This is a genomic window from Stenotrophomonas sp. 3diitr2024, assembly GCF_042136455.1.
GTDB lineage: Bacteria > Pseudomonadota > Gammaproteobacteria > Xanthomonadales > Xanthomonadaceae > Stenotrophomonas > Stenotrophomonas sepilia.
Genome location: NZ_JBHHMJ010000854.1, coordinates 1 through 316 on the forward strand (window position 1 = coordinate 1; position 316 = coordinate 316).

A 316-nucleotide genomic window follows, 5' to 3' on the forward strand; every position below is an offset into this window, starting at 1 on the left:
GGGCAGGTCAGGTATTCGTCCGAGGCAAAACGCAGAAAATCAGCCGCGCGGACAACGACGTTCCCTGATGGTCGCCGCCGCCCACTCTCGCGAACATCGATCCCTCCTTCACCACCGCGTTGATCGAGGTGTAGCCGGTGAGGATGACGAACGCCAGCGCCAGGGTCAGGAAGGCCAGGGTGGCGTCATGCTGGTGCGGCAGCTGGGTGGTGGCCTGAGCAAGAAGGACGTGTGGCTGGACCAGGCTTGGCTGGCCTACAGCCCGGCCGACTGGGTGACGGTGCGCGGCGGCCGCTTCGGCAATCCGTTCTGGACC

1 pseudogene is annotated in these 316 nt (G+C 65.8%); it reads left to right on the forward strand.

Going from position 1 to position 316, the window contains the following annotated elements:
* Positions 1 to 193 precede the first annotated feature (193 nt).
* Positions 194 to 316: pseudogene (locus tag ABGA94_RS22465) on the forward strand (putative porin); the annotation flags it as partial.